The sequence below is a fragment of the Duganella sp. FT27W genome (assembly GCF_009295655.1).
Classification (GTDB): domain Bacteria; phylum Pseudomonadota; class Gammaproteobacteria; order Burkholderiales; family Burkholderiaceae_D; genus Rugamonas; species Rugamonas zoogloeoides.
In genome coordinates this window covers 731285-754614 of sequence record NZ_WHIV01000005.1, presented here as the reverse complement: position 1 = coordinate 754614, position 23330 = coordinate 731285, and the positions used below count along the sequence as shown (strand labels likewise).

18 protein-coding genes and 1 tRNA gene are annotated in these 23330 nt (G+C 59.6%); 7 read left to right on the top strand and 12 right to left on the bottom strand.

Annotated features, from left to right (window positions below; genetic code table 11):
• Nucleotides 1–14: 14 nt before the first annotated feature.
• From F8197_RS25260 to F8197_RS25250, 3 genes are all read right to left on the bottom strand, one after another.
• A complete protein-coding gene (locus tag F8197_RS25260; RefSeq protein ID WP_227012403.1) occupies nucleotides 15–1184 on the bottom strand; it encodes an acyltransferase in 1170 nt (389 codons plus the stop codon).
• Nucleotides 1185–1262: 78 nt separating this feature from the next.
• A complete protein-coding gene (locus F8197_RS25255) occupies nucleotides 1263–2657 on the bottom strand; it encodes an O-antigen ligase (RefSeq protein WP_227012402.1) in 1395 nt (464 codons plus the stop codon).
• 109 nt (nucleotides 2658–2766) lie between these two features.
• On the bottom strand, nucleotides 2767–3840 hold the full coding sequence (locus tag F8197_RS25250) for a glycosyltransferase (protein ID WP_152884458.1): 1074 nt from the start codon (nucleotides 3838–3840) through the stop codon (nucleotides 2767–2769).
• A 277-nt stretch (nucleotides 3841–4117) separates the two neighbouring features.
• Here F8197_RS25250 and F8197_RS25245 point away from each other — a divergent pair, with 277 nt between their 5' ends.
• Genes F8197_RS25245 through F8197_RS25225 form a run of 5 tightly spaced genes read left to right on the top strand, consistent with a single transcriptional unit; the run spans nucleotide 4118 to nucleotide 9774 of the window.
• Nucleotides 4118–5491 carry a UDP-glucose/GDP-mannose dehydrogenase family protein gene (locus tag F8197_RS25245; RefSeq protein ID WP_152884457.1) on the top strand — a complete coding sequence of 458 codons (1374 nt, stop codon included), beginning with the start codon at nucleotides 4118–4120 and terminating at the stop codon, nucleotides 5489–5491.
• A gap of 10 nt (nucleotides 5492–5501) precedes the next feature.
• Complete coding sequence (locus F8197_RS25240) at nucleotides 5502–6383, top strand: glycosyltransferase family 2 protein (protein WP_152884455.1); 882 nt, start codon at nucleotides 5502–5504, stop codon at nucleotides 6381–6383.
• A gap of 25 nt (nucleotides 6384–6408) precedes the next feature.
• Nucleotides 6409–7896, top strand: coding sequence for an MOP flippase family protein (locus F8197_RS25235; protein WP_152884453.1), 1488 nt, complete (start codon nucleotides 6409–6411; stop codon nucleotides 7894–7896).
• Between the two features lie 8 nt (nucleotides 7897–7904).
• Entirely contained in the window at nucleotides 7905–8894 is a 990-nt protein-coding gene (locus F8197_RS25230; protein ID WP_193333564.1) for a glycosyltransferase, read from the top strand.
• Nucleotides 8895–8907: 13 nt separating this feature from the next.
• Nucleotides 8908–9774 carry a glycosyltransferase gene (locus F8197_RS25225; protein WP_193333563.1) on the top strand — a complete coding sequence of 289 codons (867 nt, stop codon included), beginning with the start codon at nucleotides 8908–8910 and terminating at the stop codon, nucleotides 9772–9774.
• A gap of 76 nt (nucleotides 9775–9850) precedes the next feature.
• Here the strand turns inward: F8197_RS25225 and xrtB are convergent, their stop codons facing one another.
• From xrtB to F8197_RS25180, 9 genes are all read right to left on the bottom strand, one after another.
• On the bottom strand, nucleotides 9851–11488 hold the full coding sequence (xrtB, locus tag F8197_RS25220; protein WP_193333562.1) for an exosortase B: 1638 nt from the start codon (nucleotides 11486–11488) through the stop codon (nucleotides 9851–9853).
• Nucleotides 11489–11505: 17 nt separating this feature from the next.
• The gene (epsG, locus tag F8197_RS25215; protein WP_227012401.1) at nucleotides 11506–12411 is read right to left on the bottom strand and encodes a chain length determinant protein tyrosine kinase EpsG; all 906 of its coding nucleotides are present in this window, start codon (nucleotides 12409–12411) and stop codon (nucleotides 11506–11508) included.
• Between the two features lie 32 nt (nucleotides 12412–12443).
• The gene (gene epsF, locus F8197_RS25210) at nucleotides 12444–13856 is read right to left on the bottom strand and encodes a chain length determinant protein EpsF (protein WP_152884447.1); all 1413 of its coding nucleotides are present in this window, start codon (nucleotides 13854–13856) and stop codon (nucleotides 12444–12446) included.
• 37 nt (nucleotides 13857–13893) lie between these two features.
• Nucleotides 13894–14691: a polysaccharide export protein EpsE gene (epsE, locus tag F8197_RS25205; RefSeq protein ID WP_152884659.1), complete on the bottom strand. Its 798-nt coding sequence runs from the start codon at nucleotides 14689–14691 to the stop codon at nucleotides 13894–13896.
• Between the two features lie 48 nt (nucleotides 14692–14739).
• Nucleotides 14740–15702 (bottom strand): EpsD family peptidyl-prolyl cis-trans isomerase, encoded by a 963-nt coding sequence (locus tag F8197_RS25200; RefSeq protein WP_152884446.1) that lies wholly within the window; start codon nucleotides 15700–15702, stop codon nucleotides 14740–14742.
• 187 nt (nucleotides 15703–15889) lie between these two features.
• Nucleotides 15890–17269 (bottom strand): undecaprenyl-phosphate glucose phosphotransferase, encoded by a 1380-nt coding sequence (locus F8197_RS25195; RefSeq protein WP_152884444.1) that lies wholly within the window; start codon nucleotides 17267–17269, stop codon nucleotides 15890–15892.
• 5 nt (nucleotides 17270–17274) lie between these two features.
• Complete coding sequence (gene epsL, locus F8197_RS25190; RefSeq protein WP_152884442.1) at nucleotides 17275–18480, bottom strand: XrtB/PEP-CTERM-associated polysaccharide biosynthesis outer membrane protein EpsL; 1206 nt, start codon at nucleotides 18478–18480, stop codon at nucleotides 17275–17277.
• Between the two features lie 355 nt (nucleotides 18481–18835).
• Nucleotides 18836–20740: an ATP-binding cassette domain-containing protein gene (locus F8197_RS25185; RefSeq protein WP_152884440.1), complete on the bottom strand. Its 1905-nt coding sequence runs from the start codon at nucleotides 20738–20740 to the stop codon at nucleotides 18836–18838.
• Nucleotides 20741–20883: 143 nt separating this feature from the next.
• On the bottom strand, nucleotides 20884–21612 hold the full coding sequence (locus F8197_RS25180) for a WecB/TagA/CpsF family glycosyltransferase (protein WP_152884439.1): 729 nt from the start codon (nucleotides 21610–21612) through the stop codon (nucleotides 20884–20886).
• 171 nt (nucleotides 21613–21783) lie between these two features.
• Here F8197_RS25180 and F8197_RS25175 point away from each other — a divergent pair.
• Both F8197_RS25175 and F8197_RS25170 read left to right on the top strand, forming a co-directional pair.
• Nucleotides 21784–21858: transfer RNA gene (locus tag F8197_RS25175), tRNA-Arg, on the top strand.
• A 309-nt stretch (nucleotides 21859–22167) separates the two neighbouring features.
• A complete protein-coding gene (locus F8197_RS25170) occupies nucleotides 22168–23295 on the top strand; it encodes an acyltransferase family protein (RefSeq protein ID WP_152884437.1) in 1128 nt (375 codons plus the stop codon).
• The last annotated feature ends 35 nt before the right edge of the window (nucleotides 23296–23330 follow it).

The following is a 23330-nucleotide window of genomic DNA, read 5'->3' as shown; positions in this document are numbered from 1 at the left end:
TATTCTATTCAACTTTAACGGAGTGCATTGGGTGCGCCAGTGGAGGCCTTGACTGCGCCGAGATCATCGTCAGCTCCAGTCTTGTCTTCAGCGTCAACCGTGGCATCAGCTTCAGCGGCGGTCGGCTCGAGTTGCGCCTCGTCGGGCGCGGCTTCGGCCACCACGTCGGCGGTAACAGCAACGGCTGGGGTGCGCCATGGGCGGATATCGAACCAGCCGTTGACCTTGTCGGCCCAGCGCTTGCCGCGCTTCATGAACCAGCTTTCGTAATAAAAAGTCGAGCCATAAGCCAGCATGAACAGCACGGCAAAGAACAGCGGCCGCTTCAGGTACTTGACGATCACGTCGCCACTACCGAGCCAGGTGAAAGTGAGCATCGGGTGGATCACGTACAGCGCATAAGAAATACCAGCAACAAACACTAGCATGCGATTGTGCAAAACCCGGACCAGGAGCGAGGTGGGCTGCATCAGCGACCCCCCTACCAATAGCAGTGCCAGGTAAGGACGCAGAAAATTGAGCCATTGTCCTTGCGGCATGCTGGAAAACGCCAGCAGCACCGCTACCGGCCAGAGTGGCACGATGCGCAGAAAATCACGCGCACGCACGCCGAACACGCCGTGATACACCAATGCCAGGGTGCAGCCTGCCAGGATTTCATCGATACGATAATAACTAATGCTCGAAGCGATCACGCCATCGTGCCAGCGTAACGCCGTAAACGCCATTCCTATGAATGGCAGCAACAACAGGCCGCGCTTGGGCAGCATTGCTACCAACAACGCCACGCCCACGTAGAACTGCAACTCCATGCACAAGCTCCACAAGTGTTCGGTCATGGGCAACAGATCGTTAGGGAAGCCATCTTCGAGTGGCAGGTTGGCGTAAAACAGCATATGACTGGCCCATTTGGAGAGCGGCACTACCGATAACACCAGCGCGATGACGAGGTACAGCCACGCCAGCGGCAACACACGGCAAAAACGCTTGACCAGGAAACCACCAATACGCTGATCCTTGAGCAGGAAGGATGTGATCAAAAAACCGGACAGGATAAAGAAGATCACCATGCCGAAGACACCGGCACTGTGGTTGAGCAGCAAAGAATGTGGTCCCAACGGTAACAGGTGCGCCGCCAGCACCAGCAAAATACTCAGCCCGCGCCAACCATCGAGTACAGACAAGTGGGCGCCATGGCCGGTAGCAGCGGGGGCCTCGGACGACAATGCTAGAGTGGTTTGCATGGCAGGCTAGATCTGGGCTCAATATCGGGACTGAACGACCGGTTTGGCGTTGCGCTCGACAACCACACTGCGCGCCAGCGCGCAACCGGCTCCAATGGCAAACCACAGATACCAGTTATACGACAGGTAATAAAACATGTTGTCGCTGACCGCACAGATCAGGAAATTGACAATGATCAGTATCAGGGAAAACGCCGCCAGCTTGTCGATTTTCACCAGCGGCGCCAGTTGCTTGATCATGCTGATTGACTGCCACAGGAAGGCGACCAAACCAATCGCGCCCAGTTCGAACAGCAACTGCACGTAAACGCTGTGGGCGCCCCACTTGATCTTGCCCGCCAGAGGGAAGAAGATCACCGAATTCTCGTAGAAGGTTTGCAGACCCTTGCCCCAGATGTAATCGACCGACGACATCCAGCCTAGCCCTGTCTCCCACAGGTAGACGCGCCAGGCAAACGAGTTCAGCGTGGCGTAGGTGGCCACTTCGTTACCCTGGCCAAGATCGAGGATACGGTCACCAATGCCGGGGATAAACAAAGCAGTCACGCCCATGACCAGCATATATACCAGGAAGCGGCGGTCGAACAACAAGGCATACAGGGCAAAGCCGAGTGCCGTGGCAAGCCAGGCACTGCGGGTTTTCGTGAGCAGCAGCAGCACCAGCATCAGCAGCAGGTAGGCAACCAGTCCACAGCGCGCGCCCAGGCCGGCCTTGGGCGGCAAGGTTTTAAACAGATAAAAGGCGATGGTAATGATCACGGTCAGATAGAACGCCATGATGTTGGCGTGGGCAAACGTACTCTTCAAGCGGAATCCGCCACTGAAATGCAAGGCAATGTCGACGAAGGAATACAGTACCGGGATCAGGGACGACCACACCATGAGCTTCAGGCAAAAACGGAAGTCCGGCTGGTTGCGCACGCAGTAATAGCCGCCAATGAACAGCGAAAAATACGACAACTGTTGCAGAAACAGGCGCACCGACTCGCCGGTGAACGGCGAATGCACGACCCCGATGGCAGTGATCAACAGGAACGGCGCCCACGCCATGTACGCACGCTGCGGTATGGCCTTGGGGCGCTCGAAGATCAGCAGGATGGCAAGCAGGATCACGATGCCGTTGATCACGCCGCCGATACCGATCATGTAGCCACCAAGCGAGAACCGGGTGAGATCGAGCGCGTTGTCCGCCCCGGCGCGTAATACAACGATAAGGAGCAGCGTCAGCTTGCGGTCATAGATCAGCAGCAGCCCAAACAACATGGCCGCCGGCAAGGCCAGCAGCTTGGCGACGCTGCCGCCCATGAGATCGACAAGGATGGGCGTGGCTGCGCCAAGCAGGCCCGCCAGGCAGATGGCCAGTGCCACCATGAGATAGACCATGCGCGACGGGTGCCGGCTAAAATCCGGCATTTTCAGCGAATGCAAAGTGGGCCTTTTCAGCAACGCAACCATATGACTCCTATATCCAATAATCGTGATCGCGTCTGCTGACAGCGAAGTTAAAACGAACTCTCATTCTTCAAGCCGGCTGGGCGGCAACGCTCATGCGGCGCTTGCCGGGCACTACGCGTACCAGCCAGGAACGCACCGCGTTCCACTCCCCGGTTTCAGCGACATGCGCACTACTGAAACGATAATAACGCCACAGCAGGGCCAGCGGGTTCCGGGTTGCCAAAACGCGGCGGTAGTCAATCTCGCGCTGCAGTTCAGGAGACGCGCCCATGCCGCGCTGCAGCACGTTCGTCATTTGTTCAAATGAGGCGTCGAAATTGCGCTGACCATCGATCTCGAGCAGCAAACCGCCATGATTGACAAACGGCGCAGGATCGAAAGCGGGTAACTGTTTCAGTGCGCTGAACGAGCGCGCCAGGAACCGCGAAATCGCTACCGACAATGCAGTCTGGTCCATGAATTTGGTGGCGCTCACGTTGTTGCCATGCCAACGGTATCGCAGCAATTGTTGTGGCACATTGTTGCACTTACCGAGGATCGCCAACTGGCCAAACAGAAAATAGTCTTCCGCCAGATGACTCACTTCCATGCTTTGCTGCTGTGGCAGGGCCTGCAGAAAATCGTTGCCATAACGGGCACCGAGCGCACGCAGCGCGCCGAGGCGCATCATGGCAGTGGGATGCGCCACCGGGTTGCGAAACAGGCTGGCAGCGGTCACGCGCTCACGCCCCACCGGCACCGACATCACGCCCAGCTTGTGCCCGGCGGCATCCATTACTTCGGCTTGGCCGCCGATCGCCACACAATCCGGCTCGGCCGCAAAGGCAACCAGCGTGATGGCCATGCGCTCGGGCAGGCAAACGTCATCGGCGTCATGGCGCATGACAAATTCGGCATTGGCAATATCGAGCCCGCAATTGAGCAACCCCGACAAGCCGGCCGCTTGCGGAAATGGATGCACCTCGATGCGTGGATCGCGCGCCGCATACGCGGCTGCCATTTCAAGGCTGCCATCAGTGGAGCCGTGATCGAGCACAAGCAGGCGCCAGTCCTGGAAGGTCTGCGCTTGCACGCTGTCAAGCGACTCCGCAAGGAAATCCATACCGTTTTTGACAGGTAACAAGACATCGATCTTTGCCAACTTAACACTCCTGCTCACACATTAAAAAATTACTCGACCATCCGTCATTCTACCATGCAAGAATAGCAATGAGATGTAACAGGCCGTCAACAGTGTGATAGCCTGCAGGGCTGTCCGGGTGGCGCACGTTTGGATGCAAAATAAACCGATGCAAATGTCGATAACGTGTAAAATTCCCAACTAAATGCTGCAGCGTAGCATAGCATGAGATCATAATGAAACGATATTGCGCCGTGCTGTTGCGGCGGCGCGCCAACAGTGAAAACAAGGAACGCGAATGAAAATTACGGTGATTGGTTCGGGCTATGTAGGCCTGGTGACGGGCGCTTGCCTGGCCGAGTTGGGTAACTCGGTATTTTGCCTCGACGTCGACGCGCGCAAGATCGACATCCTGAATAATGGCGGCGTGCCGATCTACGAGCCGGGCCTGAAGGAGATTATCGAGCGCAACCGCGCCGCAGGCCGCCTCACCTTTTCCACCGATGTTGCCGCCAGCGTGGCGCACGGCGATGTCCAGTTCATCGCCGTGGGCACTCCGCCCGACGAAGACGGCTCGGCCGACCTGCAGTACGTGGTTGCCGCCGCCCGCAACATCGGCCGCCACATGACCGAATTCAAGGTTGTCGTCGACAAATCGACGGTACCGGTCGGCACCGGCGAGAAAGTGCGCGCTGCGATCGCCGAAGAACTGGCCGCCCGTAACACCGACGTTGGCGTCACCGTGGTGTCGAATCCGGAATTCCTCAAGGAAGGCGCGGCGGTCGACGATTTCATGCGTCCGGACCGCATCGTCATTGGCGCCGACTCCGATGCCGCCGGCCAGCAGGCCCGCGACAAGATGCGCGAATTGTACGCCCCGCTCAACCGCAACCACGAGCGTATCCTGTACATGGACGTGCGCTCGGCCGAGTTCACCAAGTACGCCGCTAACGCCATGCTGGCCACCCGTATCTCGTTCATGAACGAGCTGGCGAACCTGGCGGACAAGCTCGATGTCGACATTGAAAATGTTCGTAAAGGCATCGGTTCCGACCCGCGCATCGGCTTCTCGTTCCTGTACGCCGGCACCGGCTACGGCGGCTCCTGCTTCCCGAAAGATGTGCAAGCGCTGGTACGCAGCGCCGGCGAGTTTGGCCAGCACCTGGAAATCCTGCACGCGGTCGAGTCGGTCAACAACCAGCAAAAGCAAATTTTGCTCGGCAAAATCGTCGCCCGCCTGGGCGAAGATCTGAGCGGCAAGACCTTTGCCATGTGGGGCCTGGCCTTCAAACCGAACACCGATGACATGCGCGCCGCCCCAAGCCGCGTGATGGTCAAGGAATTGCTCAAGCGCGGTGCCAAGGTCGTTGCTTTCGACCCTGTGTCGATGGAAGAGGCGCGTCATGCCTTCGAGCTCGACTTGGCAGACTTGCCGGCCGAACAGCGCGGCCTGTCGTACAGCGACGCACCGATGAGTGCAGTAACCGGTGCCGACGCGCTGATCATCATGACCGAATGGAAAGCGTTCAAGAGCCCGGACTTCGGCGCCCTCAAGGCTGCGCTGTCGCAGCCGCTGATCTTCGACGGACGCAACCTGTACGAACCGGCCACGATGCGCAAGCAAGGCGTCGAATACCACGCGATCGGGCGCGCTGGCAAGCACGTCGCCTGAGGACGGGCCGATGACTAGCTGGTTGAAGCACAAGACGCGCCGCCTGCAAGAGCGCGTTGCAAACCTGCGCCGCCTGGTCGTGCTCGAGCGCGACTGGCTGGCGTATGGGCGCCACTACGGCGCCCACCGCCAGGCCGGCGACGATGCCGGCATCGTGGTGTCGCTGACGTCCTATCCGCCACGCTTTGGCACCCTGCACCTGACGCTCAAATCGCTGCTGTCGCAGTCGCTGGCGCCGGCGCGGGTGGTGCTGTGGATTGCCCACCGCGACATGGACAAGCTGCCGCCAGCAGTGACGGCGCTGCGGGCGGCAGGCCTCGAAATCGAGGCCTGCGACGACACCCGCTCTTACAAGAAAATGATCCCGCTGCTGCAGCAAGGCGAACGGCGCGCCATCGTCACCGCCGACGACGATGTGTATTACTGGCGCGATTGGCTGCGCCAGCTGGCCGACGCCCGTACGCCGGGCAAGCTCGAAGTGGTTTGCCACCGCATGCACCGCATCCGGTTCGACGGCGCCGGCCTGCCACTGCCCTATTCCGACTGGGAGCACGACGTGCAGAACACCCGGCCCGACGTCACGCATTTCCCCACCGGCATCGGCGGCGTGCTGTATCCGCCCGGCGTGTTCGGCCCCGAAGTGCTCGACGTGGCCGCCTTTACGGCACTGTGCCCGAACGGCGACGACATCTGGTTTTACTGGATGGCACGCAGCAATGGCGCGCGCTCGAAGCGGGTTGCCGAAGTCAACCAGTTGTACTGCTGGGAGGGTTCGCAGGAAGCAGCCCTGTGGCAAAACAACCTGGTGGGCAAGGCCAACGATACCCAGATCGGCGCCATGATCGGCGCCTACGGCTTCTTCGGCGCCCCCGTCAAGGCAGCGATCATCTAATTACATCATCTCATTTGGCGGCACAGTGGAATTAAAAAACAAGACGATGCAGGCGGTGAAGTGGAACTTCCTCGCCACTGCCCTCGGCACCGTGGTCGGCATCGTGCAATTGTGGGCGTTGTCGCATATTCTCGCACCGGCACAATACGGCATCATCAGCGTTGCGCTGATGGTGGTCACCTTCTTCAACATCTTCATCGATTTCGGCATCTCCAACGCCATCATCCGGCGCCAGAACATTACCGAGCTCGAGTTGTCATCGCTGTACGCGATCAACGTCGGCCTCGGTGTGGCAACCTTCCTGGCCGTGTATTTCAGCAGCCCGCTGATTGCCACCTTCTTCAAGTCGCCCGAGCTGGAATTCCAGATCCGCATCATGTCGTTCCTGTTCCTGATGGCGCCTTTCGGCCAGCAGCAACGCGCAATCCTGGCGCGCGACATGCGCTTCAATTTTATTGCCATCGCCACCATCGTTACCTTGCTGACCAATTTTATCGTGGTCGTGGGCCTGGCGTTGCTGTATCAAAAAGCGTGGGCCGCTTCGGTGGCCTTCCTTGTCAGCGGCGCGGTCAATGCTGCCATCTTCTTCATCCACAGCCTGCGTGAACGCAAGTTCTCGCTGCGGTTCAGCTGGCCTGCGGCCAAGCCGCATATCCGCTATTCGCTGCAACTGGTCAGCGATTCGATGATCAACGTGGTCAGCATTAATACTTACCCGGCGCTGATGGCGCGCCTGGTGAGCCTGTCGGCCATCGGCGGCTACAACATTGCCAACAGCATCAGCATCATGTTGATCGAACGGCTCAAACCAGTGCTGACGCAGGCATTGTTCCCGGCGTTTGCCAAGATCCAGAACGACGACAGCCGCCTGGCCACCAACTTCCTGTTGGTGACCACCTATGGCTCGCTGGTCAACTTCCCGCTGCTGGTGGGCATGTTCGTGGCTAGCTCGTCGATCGTGGCGACGTTCTTCAACGCCGAGTGGCAATTCATCGACAGTCTGGTCAAGATCCTCTGCCTGGTAGGCATCTTCCGCAGTCTTGACGTCCCGGTGATTTCGCTGCTGCTGGTCAAGGCCAAGATGTACCTGAACGTACGCATGGGCATCGTCAAACTGGTCACTGGCGTGGCGCTCGCCTATCTGCTGGGCACCCGCTACGGCATCACCGGCATCGTCTGCAGCTTCCTGATCGTCCAGATCGGCAACACCGTGCTTGGCTACTTCGTGCTGGTGCGCGCCTGCCTGCAGGGTTTGGGCAGGGCCTATATCAAGGCCGTGCTGATTCCATTGGCGCAGGCGTTGCCGATCCTGCTCGTGTCCGGCCTGATCACGCTGTATCCGCCGAGCGCCCACCCAAGCGTCAACCTGGCACTGGTAGTCGGCGCCGGCGTGCTGGCCTACCTGCTCGGCCTGTACTTCTCGCCGTTTGCCGTGGTGCGCGAGTTCGTCGGACTGGCCAGTCGCAACGTCAGCCCCAGGCTGGAAACCCTGCTGTTGCGGCGGGCCAAATGAGCGCGTCCATGAATCAGCTTGATGACAGCGCACCGCTACTGTCGATCGTGGTACCTTGCTACAACGTGGGCGCAGCCATGCTGCCGCTGTTGCAGCGCGTGAGTGCGCAAATGGCCGCGGACTGCGAGCTGGTGCTGATCGACGACGGTTCGAGCGACGGCACTGCCAACACTGTCCGCGCCTTCCAGACCGACTACCACGGCCCCGGCCATATTGCCCTCACCGTTACCCCGAATGCTGGCGCCGCCAAGGCACGCGAGCTCGGCCTATCGCTCGCGCGCGGCCGCTTCGTGTATTTTTGCGACAGCGACGACATTATGCGGCCCACGTTTGTCGAAGTATTTCGCCGCACGCTGGCGCAATATCCGGCGCTCGACCTGCTGTTCTTCTCGTCCGAGATCGCGGTGGTCGAAGCGGACGGCATGCGGCGCCTTGGTCGAAAGGTCGAGTACGACCGCCAGCAAGTGTTCGACCACGGCAGCGCACTGCTCGAATACAATCTGCGCCAACACATGCATACTGCGGCGGTGTGGACTTTTGTAGCCCGGCGGGATTTGCTGCAAGCGGCCGGCGCCAGCTTCACGCGCCGTGGCGCCCACGAAGACCATTTGTTTACGCTCAGCACGATGCTGCATGCGCGCTGCGTGGTGGCGTTACCGGACTTGCTGTACACCCAGACCTTGCGCGCCGGCTCCCTGACCAACTCGGCCAAGAACGCCCAGTACATCACCGAGCGCATCAGCGCCTTCAACGAGGCCGATGCGCTGCTGCGCACGTCGGCGCCGGCACTGCGTGCGCTCTACGACGCGGAATCGTTCGACGCGATTGCCGCGATGATGGCCGAGAACCGGCGACTGTTGCCAGCTGTGCTGGCCGGACCGGTAGGCCTGCGCTATTTCGCTGTGCGCGCCCCGCGCGTTCTGGCGCGCGTGAGCAGGCGGGCACTGCGCGCCGCGCGGCGCCGCCTGGTACCGGGTGCTTCCCCCTCCAAACCCTGAAATGGCCCCCACCATGACCTCCTTAGTGACCGTATATATTCCGACCAAGAACCGCCTGTCGCTGCTGCGCCGCGCGGTGCAGTCGGTGCTGGGGCAAACCCACGGCCCCATCGAACTGATCATCGTATCGGACGGCTCAACCGACGGCACCTGCGACTACGTGCGCAGCTTGCAGCAGCAAGCCAACGTCAAATTGATTCACAACGAAACCTCGGTCGGTGCCTGCGCCGCGCGTAACCAGGCGCTGGACATTGCCGAGGGCGAGTTCATCACCGGCCTGGACGACGATGACATGTTCCTGCCGCACCGGCTCGAGCGCTTTATTACCGCCTGGCGCGTTCGCGAACAAGCCGGCGAACGTTTCTCCTGCCTGTTCGACCGCCGCATCGTCGATCAAGGCGGCGCGGTGACCCTGGCCAACGCCGCGCCGGTGGCTGATTTTGAGACCATGCTGGGCGAGAACCTCATCGGCAACCAGGTGTTTACGACGCCTGCACGCATGCGCGCAGCCGGCGGTTTCGATGCCGCCATGCCGGCCTGGCAGGATTGGGAAATGTGGGTGCGCTTGGTACAGCACGGTGGGCCGGCCCATAACATCGGCGCCAATAGCTACCTGATGGACGTTTCGCACGAATTCGAACGCATTACGCTCAAGTCCGGCGACCGCATCATCCAGGCTGCGAAGCTGTTCTACGCCAAGCACGGTCAAGGCGGACGCGCCCTGCCCGGCTTGCTCAATTCGCTGGGCGCCTACCCGCAGATTCGTCTGAGCCTTGGCGATTTGATGGTCATGGCAGGCACGCCGGCCACGCGTCGCCACGCGCTGCGGCAATTGCGCCGACGCCAATTCAAACCCACCATGGCAGGCACGCTGGCCTGACCGGCATTCAAGCGCACAAATAACAAGCGGCCCCGAAGGGGCCGCTTTCACATCGTACATCCGAAAAAACTTGGCCTCAGCGTGCGACCACGAGTGCATGACCGCGCGGGCTGCTGGCTGCGACCAGCTGACGCAGAAACTCCTGTTGCACGGCGTAGGCAGCCGGCGCTTCCGCATCATCATGGACGAGCATAGAAGAACGCACCAGGATGCCGTCCGCGACCTTGCCGCGCAGGCCGTCGCGGAAAATCTGCATGCGCATGGCAAAGCCACCCTGCGGATAAGCGTCACTGATCCGGGTCCAGTAGGTCACTGCTTCCAGACGACCTTGTCCGGTAGCCAACATGTGCTTGCCTGGCAGCGCGGGCGCTCCGGCTGTCATCGTCAGCGGCGCCGGCGAGAGCGACAGCACCTTGTAGCCCTGCGCCGGATAGCAAATTTCAGGCAGGTGCAGCTTGACGTCCTGGCGCTGCTCCTTGGCGTAGGCCAGCGCCAGCATTACCTGCTGGCCCTGACTGTTGACATAGGTACGCATCAAGACGTCATCATACGGTTGCTCAAGGCTGCGACCGCCATCTTCGGCGGTGGACAGCTCGGCCTGCGTGACCACGCCCTGCAGCTCGCGCCAGTCGCCGAAGCGGGTTGGTACGCTGGCGGCCAGATCGATGGTTTGGGGATTCGGCGTAAACTTCGGCGTGAGCGCCCAGGCCCCGCCGACGGCGAGCAGCATGCCAGCCAGCAGCAAGACTGCCGGACGGGTGGCAATCTGGCCCAGTTGCGCCCAGGCACCTGGCGCCAGCGCTGGCAGCTGCAGGCCGGCGCCTTCGTCGCTGGCGCCGCCACGGCGAACCATCCAGCTCAGTGCGCTATCGACGCCGATAATCAGCAGCAGCGCCGACAGGAACAGTACCAGGCCCGAGAAGCCGTGCAGGAAACCCTGGCCGGCAGCATCGCCGAAATGATACGTGATAAGCGACAGGAAAATGATGCGGATGGTATTGGCGGCAAACGAGATCGGGATGATCAGCATGGCCAGCAATACGTTGCGCACCAGCGAAGGATGGCGCACCAGGTTCATGTACAGCAGGCCCAGCGCTTCGAGCGTGAACAACGAGTTCAAACCCGCGCAAGCGTCGGCCACCAGCAGCTGGTAATGACCGATGGTGAGGATCACACCGCTGCGCGCAATCGGATAGTCCATCCAGTACAGCAGGTGTTCGGTGGCGGCCGACACGGCAATCTTCATCGGCAAGGTCACCACGTCGACGATCGATGCCGGCAGCGGAATCATGAACATCATGAAGAAGAACGCGAACCACATGCGGCTCCAGGTCCGCACGCCGAACAGCGCAATCATCAGGCCGGCCAGGACCAGGATCAGAGAACCGACCTCCAGCACATGCACTTGCTGCGAACGGCCCAACACGTAGCACAGCAGGCCCAGCGCCACGACCGGATAACCGAGCGCTGGCTTCGGATTGCGCTCAAACATCTTTTGCGAAATCAGTTGCCGCGTGCGGAAATACAGAAAACCAAAGGCTACAGTCATGACGATCGGGCCGTGCGCATTGCGATCCGAACTCCATGGCCCGTGGAACAGGTCGATCAACGTCGGTACATACAGCGCCGCCAAGCCGGCCAGCAGCACGAGCCAGGGAGCAAGCGCAGCAGGCGAAGGCGAAGGCGTCGCGGTGGGGTTCAGCGTGTGGGCCATGGCCATATCAAATCAGATCAGAAATTATTAAGCACGGAACCAACGACATGCACGCGCGCTTCGTTCAAGGACGCAACCAGGTCGTGCACCTTGCCGACGTGGGTGACATCCTGGCGTGCCACCACGACGGCAGCGCCGGTACGACCGGCCACCATCTGGGCGTCAGAGGAATCGCTGCTGGCCGGCGTGTCGATCAGGATCACGTCGTACTGGTCTGCCAGCGTGCGCAGCAGCTGTCCCAAGGCTGGGCGACCCAGCAATTCGGACGGGTTCGGTGGCGGCGCACCGGCGGTCAGCACCGACAAGTCGAGCAGCGAGGCAACGCGCTGCACTGCTTCGACACTGTTACGGCCAGACAGCACCGACGACAGGCCGACGCGGTTTTCCAGGCTGAAAATCTCGTGCTGGGACGGATGGCGCATATCGGCATCGATCAGCAGCGTGCGCTGGCCCTGCTGCGAGAACACCACCGCCAGGTTAGCAGCGAGGAAGCTGCGGCCGTCGCCACGCTCGGCACCGGTAATTGCGAGCGCTTTGCGTTCCTGGCCGGTATCGAACCAGCGCCACATCAACTGGTTGCGCAGTGCACGCAGCGACTCCACGCGCTCGGTGAAAGGCTCGTAAGCAGCAACAACGGATTCGCTGATGGCGCTTTCGCCACGCAACAGGTAAGGATAATCGTACTGGCGCGACAGCGCGAATTCGATGTCGGCCTCGGTCAGCACACCCAGCGCCAGCGCGGCATCGCCGAAGCGCACATTGCGCTCGACCTGGTGGCGCATTACGCGCTCCGCATCGGCTACCGACAGACGGCCCATCTTGATCAGGATAGCGCCGATTGAACGGTCGGGCACGGACGAAGCTGGCGATTTTTCGCGCATATCGGTGACGATATACGGTTGGATGGGTGGATTCTGGTTCATGGAGTTACTCCGTAATAAACTGGTGTCGGCGATCACTGCTGCGGTTGCGGCAACAGTGCTGCCGGCGGCGGGCTGTTCTTGCTGCGCTTGCCGATACGCGGCTTGGCAATCGTGCCCAGCACGGGCAGACCGAAGGCGTCTGCCATGTGCGCGGCCGAGCGCACGCGCTGGTCGAGCAACTCGAGCACCAGCACCACGCCGCCACCGAGGATCAAGCCGACGACGACGGCCAGCAGCAGGTTGATCAGCAAGCGCGGCGATTTCGGCTTGGTTGGTACTTCGGCGGTCGACAATACGGCGATATCGGATTGACGCGCCTGGCCTTCAAGGTTGGTCTGGTTGACACGTTGCATCGCACTTTCATACGAGCGGCGGGCATTGTCCACTTCATTGCTGAGCACGACGAATTCGTCACGCGCACCGTTCAGTTCCAACACGCGCGCCTTCTGCGCCGACAGTGCCGAACGCAGTTCATTTTCACGCTGCTGGTAGATATTGCTGTTGCTGGCAACGCCGCTCGAGGCAATGCGCATCTGTTCTTCCAGGTTCGAACGCAGCTTGTCCACTTCAGACTTCGAGGCGATGTACTGCGGGTGGTTCGACGCCAGACGCTGCGAGGTATCGGCAAACCGCGCTTCGGCCGTTGCCAGCTGCGACTTCAGGTTCTGGATCAGGCTGTTATTCAGCACATCAGGCGAGACGCCGGCATTGCCGCTGGCCTGGCGCGAGCGCGATTGCGCTTCCATCAGCAGACCCTGCACTTGCACCAGTTGGCTCGACAGCTCGTTCAGGCGGGCGGTCTCGACATCGACGCGGTTGTCGGCACTGTAGATGTTGTTTTCTTTCTGATACTTCGACAGGCGGCTCTGCGCCAGTTCGTACTGCTCGCGCAGCACCTTGATCTGGGTGTTCATGAAGCCAGAGGCCTGCAGTGCCGGATCGGTCTTGAGCTGGACCGTGAAGTCCAGGTAGCCCTGGGCAAACGCATTGGCGACAGCGGCGACAAACTGCGGATCGTTACCGCGGAAGTTAATGGTCAGTACGCTGCTGTCACGCGATGGATCGACGTCCACCTTGGCCAGCAACAAACCAGCCAGCCATTCCTTGATGGTGACAGTGCTCTCGCCGTCCTGTGCATCGCGGAACTGCTGCTGCACCGCAGGGCTTTCCGCCAGACGCAGGAACTCTACCGCCTTGAGCGCAACGCTCTTGCTGCGGATAATGTCGGCCTGGGTAGCGACATAGCCAGTCATCAGTTGCACCGGCAGTGTCACGCCGGTAACAGGATCGACACCCTTGGTGTTGAGCACGAGGGAGGTGCTGGCCTGGTAAACCTTCGGCATCAAGGCGCTGATGGCCACGGCTGCGGCCACCGTCACTGCCAGGATCAGGATGACAATCTTGTAGCGCGCGCGGAGGGCGAGAAACAAATGTGTGAAATTCATGGTGTTCTTTCTCAGTGTAGGTCAGGCAATGTCGGCCTTAGAACAGGCTCTCACGCACGTACAGCACGTCGTCGGCACGCACCAGGTCGTCGTATTTCGCTTCGATGATTTCGATCTTGCCGGTTGCGTCACGACGCTTGATGCGCAGGCCGCGTTCGGTGCCACGCGGAGTCAGCCCCCCACCGGCTGCCAGTGCCTGCAGCACCGTCATCGAACGCTCGATGCGGAAAATGCCGGGACGCTGCACTTCACCGTAAATGTAGAAGCGCGGTGCGCGCTCGATATAGACGACGTCATTGCCGTTCAAGTCCAGGTTGGCCGGCTGGTCGCCGCTACGGATCACGTCGGTCAGATCGACCACTTGCTTGGTGGTCTTTCCATCTGCAGTGCGCAGGATCGTGACCTGGTCGCCGCCTTCGGCAGCGACACCACCGGCCAGGGCCAGCACGTCGAGCAGGTTGCGGCTGCCGTCAAGCGGGAAGCGGCCCGGGCGCAGAACCTGGCCCAGCACCGAAACCTGCTGGCTCTGCAGCGAGGTTACCAGCACGTTAACTTGCGGGTTTTTGACGAAATTGCCGGACACCAGCGCCGCAGCGATTTTTTTCTCGGCAGCCGCCGACGAAAGGCCAGCTACGCTGACCTGGCCGATCAGCGGGAACGTGATGGCGCCATTGGCGCTGACACGGGTTTCCAGGCTCAGGTCGGGGTTGTTGTAGACAGAAATCCTGACCACGTCGCCGCTGCCAAGTGCCAAGTCGTTTTGCGGGGCAGCGGTAGCAGTGCCAAGTACCAGCGCCAACAGGGGCGCCATCATCCAGATTGCGATTTTCTTCATCATGTGCTCAGTCGTAAGTTAGTTTATCAGGGACCGTTACCGGGACCGTTATTTCAGTCCCGCCACGCCGCGCGCATGGGCGTCGGCTTCCTTGTCGGTCGCCGCTGCTGCCGGTGCCGGTGTTGCAGCACCAGCAGCAGGAGCAGCTGGCGTCGTGCCCGGTTCGTCAGCCTTGTTCTGGTACTCGATCTTGGTGGCTGCGCGCAGGCGCGCCAATTCTGCAGTGGCCGCATCCTTGACGCGCGTATTGGTCAGGAACTGGCCGATCTGCGCTTCAGAGGTTTGCAACGTGACCGGCGTATCCTTGATCTCGGCAACTGTCATCAGGGTGCTGCGATCACCCTCGCGGACGATGAACAATTGGCCCTTGGGCAGGTTGACAATCTTTTCGGCCAACGCTGGCGCCAGGTCCGCCGTGCTGCGGCTGATCTGCTGGCGTGCAAACTTGATGTTATTGCGGTCCATAAATGCAGCTACCTCATCGATCGACTTGGCGCTGTCGATTTCCTTCTTCAGGTCATCGGACAAGTCGCTTGTAGCCAGGTTCAGCTGGCGCAGCTCCATGGTCTTGCGCTGCGCGAACAAGGCAGGATTCTTGTCGAAATATTGCTGGATCTCGTCACGGGTAGGCTTTGCTGGCGTACCGGTTTTTTTCTGCATGTAGGCCTGGGCAATGATCAGTGCCTTGGCGCGTTCGATGGCCTGCACGACTTTCGGATCACGATCGACCTTTTCTTCCATTGCCTGGTTGAGGACGATCTGGCGGTCCACCAGCGATTCCAGCACCTGCTTGCGTGCCTGCGGCTGTTGTGCAGCCGGCACATTGACCCGTTGCAGCTCTTCGTTCAATTGCAGCGCCGTGACTTCCTCTTTACCCACCTTGACCAGTGCCTGACCGGACTTGCTCTCGCTCTTGCCACAAGCGACCAGCGTAACGGCCATGGTTACCGCCAACGCCGCCGAACCGAGCGTGCGCTGCATGTGGGTACCGCCAAATTTATTATGATTCAAGATAGTTTCCTCAGTATTCTCGTTGGTTCCGCGCGCAGCGTTCGGTCTACGCAATTAATTGCTATTTACCCAATTGCCGTGCACAAAAAGCAATGCTCGAATGGGATTATCACACAACTCTCTGCAATGCAGCATTTTTATTTGTAAGAATGTTATCGTCCTGCCTGAGCCTGGTGACAGTGAACACTCAATGAGCGTTCTCGCGCTTTAACACCACCAGGACTGTACGGACGATGATCCACATATCGAGCCACACCGACCAGTTACGCAGGTAGTCGAGATCGTATTGAATGCGAGCCTGCATCTTGTCGAGCGTGTCAGTTTCGCCACGCAAACCATTTACCTGAGCCCAACCGGTAATGCCCGGCTTGGCTTTATGGCGCAGCATGTAACCCTTGATCAGCTTACGATACTGCTCGTTGTGCGCCACCGCGTGCGGCCGTGGTCCCACAATGCTCATCCGGCCTTGCAGTACGTTGATAAACTGAGGCAATTCGTCAAGCGATGTGCGGCGCAGGAAACCACCAATTTTCGTCAGGCGCTGGTCGCCCTTGGTGGCCTGCACCACCTTGGCACCGTCCTCGGCCACCGTCATCGAGCGGAATTTGTACACCAGAATCTCCTCGCCATACAGCCCGTACCGGCGCTGGCGGAAGATCACAGGCCCCGGCGACGTAAGCTTTACGGCCAGCGCAATGGTCAGCATGATCGGCGTGAGCATGATCTGGATGATCAGCGCCAGCACGATGTCGCTGATACGCTTGATCATGCTGTTAAAGCCGGTAAAGGGCGATTCGCGAATGCCGATCACCGGCATGCCACCCAGGCTGGCAAAGCGCGCCTGCATCAGGTCAAAAATATAGATATCAGGCAGGAAATAGACCGACGCTGTAGTGTCCTCGAGTTCTTCGAGCAAATTCATGATGCGTGGCTGGGCCGAGATTGGCTGGCTGATGACGATCATCTTGATATTGTGCTGCCGTACATAGGCGGGAATGTCGCTCATGCGGCCCAGCATCGGATACGTCATGTTGCTCGGACGCCGCTCGTCGGCGCGGTCGTCGAAATAGCCATGCACGGCCATCACCTGACTCTCGTGGCGGTTGATGGTTGCGGCAAACCGTACACTGACGTCATTGGCACCGATAATCACCACTGACGTCTTTTGCCCCTCGACCGGGGCCGCACCCAGCTTGAGCACGGCCAGGTGCCCCAGGATCAACACCAGCGGGGTACCGATGCACCAGGCCAGCAGGACATTGCGGTCGTAATGCACGAGCATGCCGCTGCTGACGCCGATCAGCGCCAGCACCGTCATGGACAACAACCACCCGAGCACGATATCGCGCGCGACCTTGCGTAACTGGCCGGTGCGCCAGGTGCGGTAAGGGTCGACGTATTTATATAGCGATGATGAGACGAAAAATGCCAGCACCATCAAAACCAGGTAGTAGCCGTTGAACCCGGCGCCAAGAACCAGCGTGCACAGGTACAACATACCCATGATGACGAGCGGATCGACGACACGCTCGAAAAAAGAGACGAGAGGAATTTCGTTGACGTTCATGAGGCTTAGAAGCTCACGGTGGCGTTGAGGGCTGCACCTTTGGCGCGGAAACTGCTAGTCCTGGCAGCCGTGCTGCCGTCGCGCTTGGTATGGAAGGCGGACAACTCCAGGCTCAGGTTGCGCAGGGGTTTGTAGCTGACGCTGAGGTTGGCAACCTTGGTTGTGTCGCTCAGTCCGGTGATGTTGATCAAGCCCGGCAAGGGCCTGAACTCGCGTTTTTCGTTGCGGTAACCCGCATTGACCTCGATTTTCGAGGTGGCGGCCCACTTGGCGTTGACGCTCTGGCCAGTGGACAGTGCGGTATTGACCACCACGCCCTCGGCCGCGCCGAATTCACGCCAGACCATGCCGGTCAGCTGTACGGCCGAAAACTTGTTCCAGTTAGCAATCAGGCGGCCGTTGGTGCCCGACTTTTTGCGCACGGCCGAGGAATTGACCTCGCGCTGCACCCATCCACCGACGAAGATCAGCTGCGAAATGCCGGAAACATTCCACGACACGTTGAGCTTGACTTCATCCTGCTTGAAACCGTTGTCGACGAGCAGACCGTTACTCAACGCCTGGGTAGGATATTTCCCCTTGACCTGGCGTGCCAGCATGCCAAACGTGCTGCTGCTGCTGTCCAGGTAATCAAATCCGGTCTCGACAGTATCTTCGGTGCGGTTGTTGTACTGCTGCGAAGGCAGGTCGAAATCGAAGTCTTCGGAAATATAACCTGCGCGCAATTGCCAGGAAGGGTGCAGCCGCCAGGCGATATTACCGTACTGCTTTTTTTGCACCCGCAAGTTGCGGGCGGTAACCTGGAAGTCGGCAAACGATGCCAGCGATTCGCTGTACTTGGCGCCCACGTGACCACTCAGGGTGCGCGCCAGTTTCCAGTCGAGGTCGAGCGCACCATCCTTGCCGGTATAGTCCAGCTCGCTGAAGCGATTGAACGTAACCTTGGAAGTGCGCAGATTACCGGTCAGGTACTGGCGGCCGATCAGGCGATCGATCCCAACACCAACCACAGCTGAGCGGAAAGTATCAGACGCATTCTCGTTTCCGATAACAGCTGTGTCGCGGCGCAGCAGGTTATCGTCATACGACACGACGGCCGAGGCGAATGGGGTCAAGGTATCGCTGATCTGGGCCTGGGCGAAAGGAGCGTACAAGCCGCCAATGATGAACGGCAGTGCGAGCAGCTTACCGGCGCGGGGGGCGCGGCGCATCACCACGTGGCCACCTTGCGCAGGGTAACGCAGAAGTTGGAAGGTTGCAGATAACTCAACATTTTTTTGCTCTTATTCGAAAAGGGACAGGCGGCGCGCCACTAATATGTTGCACTGCATCAATTAATATAATTGATATTCAATAGCTGTTGCCAGATGCTAGCACCAACCATGGCAAAACGGCCACACGGGAGGAATTTGTTGCGTGCTTGCAGCATGAACTGACTCCAAGGTCGGAATCAGTGCCACACTGACAACACAGAATACCGAAAAAATTATATTGCATGCAATCATTGCTGTCTATATCGCATCGCAGCATTTTTTTTCGCAAGCCACTGTCTCGAGAAGAACTGGGTTAGCTGCGCTGTCGAGCCTCGATTTGCTCCCATTTTTCCAGCGCCGCCAACAGCTCTTCCTCGATCTCGGCCACGCGCGTATTCACGCGTTTGGCTTCACTGGCGTTCTTCTTATAAAAATCGGCATCGCTCAGCTGCAGATTCAGCGCGGTCTGCTCATCTTCCAGGGCGGCGATCAGCTTGGGCAGCTCGTCGAGCTCGCGTTGTTCCTTGAAGCTGAGCTTTTTGGTCTTGACAGCCGGAGCGGCGGCAGCGGCCGGTGCTTCGGCCTTGGCCGCTGCGGGACGAGCCGCAGGCTTGCTGGCGGTGGTGTCGCGCACGCGTTCCCAGTCGGTGTAGCCGCCGACGAATTCGCGCCAGTAGCCCTCGCCTTCGGCGACGATCACTTGCGTGACCACGTTGTCGAGGAAAGTACGATCGTGGCTGACCAGGAACACGGTGCCGGTATATTCTTCCAACAACTCTTCCAGCAATTCCAGGGTATCGATGTCGAGATCGTTGGTCGGCTCATCGAGCACCAGGCAGTTGGCCGGCTTGGCGAACAGGCGCGCCAGCAGCAAGCGGTTGCGCTCGCCACCGGACAGCGTCTTGACCGGCGAACGCGCACGCTCGGGCGAGAACAGGAAATCGTTCAGGTAGCTCATCGAGTGCTTGCGCTGACCGTTCACTTCCACCCAGTCGCTACCGGGCGAAATGGTTTCGATCAGGCTCGCTTCTTCGTTGAGCTGGGTGCGCATCTGGTCGAAGTACGCCACTTGCAGCTTGGTGCCCAGCTTGGCGGAACCGCTGTCCGGCGCCAGCTCGCCCAGGATCATCTTGAGCAAGGTGGTCTTGCCGGCGCCGTTGGCGCCGATCAGGCCGACCTTGTCGCCACGCAGGATGGTGCCGGTAAAGTTCTCGACGATCACGCGGTCGCCGAAACGCTTGCTGACATTTTCCAGGTCGGCCACGATCTTGCCCGAACGCTCGCTCGAACCCACTTCCAGCTTGACCTGGCCCTGCTGCTCGCGGCGGGCGCTGCGTTGCAGGCGCAGTGCTTCGAGACGGCGCACGCGGCCTTCGTCGCGCACGCGGCGTGCCTTGACGCCCTTGCGAATCCAGACTTCTTCCTGCGCCAGGAATTTGTCGAACTTGGCGTTTTCCACCTCTTCGTTTTCCAGCTGCTCAGCCTTGCGGGTCTGGTACGTGGTGAAATTGCCCGGGTACGACAGCAGGCGACCACGGTCGAGTTCGATAATGCGGGTGGCGACATTATCCAGGAAGGAACGGTCGTGGGTAATAAACAACACGCTGCCACGGAAATCGCGCAGCAGGCCTTCGAGCCACATGATCGAGCTGAAGTCCAGGTGGTTGGTCGGCTCGTCGAGCAGCAGCACGTCGGGCGCCGACACCAGCGCGCGCGCCAGCGCCACGCGCTTCTGCATCCCGCCCGAGAGCGTCTTCATCAGCATGTCGCCGGTCAGGTTCAGTTTGTCGAGTACGGTTTCCACCTTGTTCGACAGGCTCCAGGCATCGGCCGCGTCGAGCTTGACCTGGATGTCGTGCATGCGCTCCATGACGGCATCGTCATTGCCTTGGCCGAACTGGCCGGTCAGCGCATCGTATTCCTTGAGCAAGCCCGGCAGCTCACCCATGCCGGACGCCACGGCGTCGTGCACGGTCATTTCCGGATCAAAGACCGGCTCCTGCTCGACGTAGGCGATTTGCAGGTTCTGTTGCATGACCAGCAAGCCGTCGTCCAGCTTGAAGCGGCCCGAAATAATTTTGAGCAAAGAGGACTTGCCGGTGCCGTTGCGGCCGATCAGGCCGACGCGTTCGCCGGCTTCCAGTGAAAACTCTGCGTGGTCGAGCAGCGCGACGTGGCCGAAAGCCAGTTGAGCCGAGGAAAGGGAAATAACTGCCATAGTGATGTATGCGGTGTAGAAGCGTGAAGATGCCAGAAAGGCAAAACGCCGGCGTCGCGCAAGGCGCCGCGCCGGGAGATGATTGAAGCGCCTATTGTACCGATAGCGGCGGCCCCGGGCCAATTATCGTACGATCGACCGCCTTATCGGTACTTGAAACACATATATAAAAAGACCATGATGTCCGAGGTATAGCGGCGCAGCAGGCGGCGCGGTTCCAGGCTCAGGCGGAACAACCATTCGAGCCGCAGGCGCTGCACCAGTTTTGGCGCGCGCGGCTTGTCGCCGGCCCAGAAATCGAACAACGCGCCCACGCCCATCAAAATATTGGCGTTGACGGCAGCGCGGTGCTCGAGCATCCAGCGCTCCTGGATCGGATTGCCCATCGCCACCAGCACCACCTCGGCGCCGCTGGCATTGATGCGCTGGTCGATATCGTGCGCCGTGCGCAAGCCATCGTAGCCATCGCAACTACCCACCACCTGCTGCCCCAGCCGCTGCTCGACATGGTTGACAGCCCGCGCCAGGATCTCCGGCCGGCCGCCCACCATGAACACCTTGAGTGGACGCGGGCTGCGCGAAAACAGCAGCGGCGTGAAATCGGTGCCGTTCAGGTTGGCAGCAAAGCGTTTGCCATGCAGCAGCTTGGCAGCAATATCGAGCCCAATTCCATCGTTGACGAGCAACACCCCCGGATCCTTGACATGGTCGAGCAGGAACCGGCACTTGACCACCAGATTGGTATTGGCAAAAATCAGCAAGGTCTGACCGCGTTGCTCGACCACGCGCAACAGCCGCGCAGCCAGCGCATCGGCAGTGGTGCTCACCACCGGAAACTGGCTGATAGAGAGGATTTCAACAGGCTCGGTCATGCTGCCAGCCTGCCGTTTCGATTGAGGGGACGACGTGGGGAAGTTTTCATAGGGAGTGGTATGTGCAGGTTGCTCAGAATTCGGGCAATCATAACACTACGCCAACTAAATCCAGGGCAATTTGCTTGGGCAGCGCGCGGGGCGTCGGCTATAATGCCACCGCGTAGCGTCCTCCCCGTAGCACAATGGATAGTGCACATGCCTCCTAAGCGTGGGATACTGGTTCGATTCCAGTCGGGGGGACCAGCGAGCCTCTCCCACTGCCATGCATCTTGATCGCCACCGATCCTCCAGTCTCTTTATCGCGCATACATCCAGGGCCAATCGACGACGAGCCCACTTCTCGCAAGTCTCCCCCTCTGTCTGTGATGTACACAAAACGCCAGCACAAGACATAAAACCAGGTTCACTATCGTGTTGCAACGCAATAAAGATATGTAAATTCGTGTAAATAATGTCACTAAAAGTGCAATTTTAGTTACACACTATTGGACACCAAGTAGTTATCCCCTTAAGCTAAATATGGTTTTTTAGCAAATATTTCTCGGGGGATACATGAGCACTCACCAAGCGGCAATAGCGCCGCAGGGTCAGTCCGGCAGGCTGGCTTTTATCGATATCGCCAAAGGACTGGGCATCATCCTGATCGTCTTGGGGCACAACCAGGTATTCGGTTTCCGTTTTCCCGACGTGCGCGACTTTCTCACTGCGTTCAGGTTGCCCTTCTTCTTCTTCATGGCTGGCGTGACCTTTTCGGTGGGCAGCAAGTCTCTTGGGGAAATAGCGGTGCGTCGTGCCGACGCCTGGCTCAAGCCGTTGGTGGTGGTAGTGCTGGTGACCGGCCTACTCGATACGACGCTGCACGGCGTCACGTGGGAAAGCGTGCTGCTGGGCTTGGCGTACCCTACCGGATTCACCATCGATCCACTGCCGCTGTGGTTCCTTGCGCATTTGTGGCTGCTGTATCTGTTTTGCACAGTGCTACTCAAGGCCGACAGACGCCTGTACGACTCCGTGCCCAAACGGGTGGTTCTGCTGCTCACGCTGGCGATCTGCGGTTATTTCCTGATGAATGCTTTCGCCAGCGCTGCCGACGTACCCGCGTGCCGGGTTCAGACCGAATTCAGCGCCAACCTGTTCCAGTGCGGATTACCGTTCAGCGCAGATATCCTGCTACTGACCAGTTTTTATTTTTTGCTCGGTAATTTCTTATCGAGCTATATCAAGTATTTCCAGGTCAACCGGGTGTGGGCGGCGATCGCGCTGTTGGCGATGGCAGTATTCCAATTTGGCTTTAACTACACCATTGACTTCAATTTGCGGCACTACGACACGCTGGTGCTGACGACGTTGCAGGCGCTGTGCGGCATTTACCTCATGTTGTGCGGGTGCATGCTGCTGTCGAGGGTCACCATTGCGGCAAAAATTCTTTGCTACCTGGGCAGCGCCAGCCTGTTCATCCTGCTGTTCCATCTGAGCATTTTGCATGGCCTGATCCCGGTACTGCAACGCGACATCCATTCCAGCGTGATCATCGTGATGATTTCGCTGATCGTCGCTGCAGGCGTCCCAGCGATCTTGTGGGAAATAGCCAAGCATAATAAGTTGTTATCGGCGTTGCTGTTGCCGCGTAAGTGGCAGCGCGAGCAGACAACGCCAGGCATACAAGCGACCGCTCGCTAACGCAGCGCTTGTGGGGGCACCCGCCACGACAGATC